Origin of the sequence: Piscirickettsia salmonis LF-89 = ATCC VR-1361 (assembly GCF_000297215.2) — a bacterium.
Classification (GTDB): domain Bacteria; phylum Pseudomonadota; class Gammaproteobacteria; order Piscirickettsiales; family Piscirickettsiaceae; genus Piscirickettsia; species Piscirickettsia salmonis.
In genome coordinates, this window is the sequence record NZ_AMFF02000262.1 from 1 (window position 1) to 1,020 (window position 1,020).

A 1,020-nucleotide genomic window follows, 5' to 3' on the forward strand; every position below is an offset into this window, starting at 1 on the left:
GCAGTCATACATAGAGGGATTTCAAATTGAGATTTAGAGAAAACAACTCTGCCAAGAGTATCATAAATAGCTTTTTGACTTTCTACATTAGAACATGTTTGAGCGTATAAATAAGATCGAGACGTTTTCATAGAAGAGTCTCTTGATTGAGTTGGAGCTAAACAGTAACCTCCCTGGGTTGTAATTAACTGGCTTGGTATTGTAGGTAAATCTTTAAATTTTTTATTTTGAGCGGCTTTAAATGAATAATCGCATCCAGGTGCAGGTGGAGGTACTTTAATTTTTTTATTCATAGAATCTAATGATCTTTTTTCTTTTAATGAAGGCAAAGATGCTCCAACACTAGCACAACTTACAGCGTAGCTATAAGAAGTAGGTGAGTTATTTGTATGGGCTTCAGTTGTTTCGGTAGCATTATAAGTAATAAACGATTCATCTGTTAATGCTCGTTCAGTTAAAGCAGGATTTTCTATTTGTTGAGAAGGCAATTCTGTATGAACAAAATGAGGGTTTGTTATTGTTCTTCCAGTTGGATTGTATTCAATAAAGCCAACCTCATATTCTGCAGCATCAACAATTTCTTCCGGCCTAATTCCATCTCGTACCATCCACTCTTCTTCTTCTTGGTATCGTGATAATAGGCTCATTGCTATTTCGTGATCTCTGGTGTTAGTAGATGGAGAATTTATATAATCATCTAACATCCAATTTACACTGTAAGCTCTACTTGTTGATTCTATCCTATAAACCCAATAGGCTGGATTAGTTTCAGTTTCTCTTTGTAAAACCTCATAATTTAAAAATCGCATAACCCCCTCAAGAGATCCTGCTACAGAAACCCAACCTGCAGTTCGAGCACTATACGGTCCAGGTGATACTGTATCTCCAGCAGTATAACGAATAACATTGTAGTTAGGGCTTACATCTCTTGTTTGTGCCCAGGTCATAAATCCAGATCCAATTTCTTGTTGGTTTCCAAAAATTTGATCTGGTGATCTTGTATCAGCCCGATAGAAATAT

At 36.3% G+C, this 1,020-nt stretch carries 1 protein-coding gene; it reads right to left on the minus strand.

Annotation, left to right across the window (positions count from 1 at the left end; all coding sequences use genetic code 11):
- Positions 1 to 1,020: hypothetical protein (locus C200_RS15935; protein ID WP_162180166.1), on the minus strand; the 1,020-nt coding region annotated here is incomplete at both ends.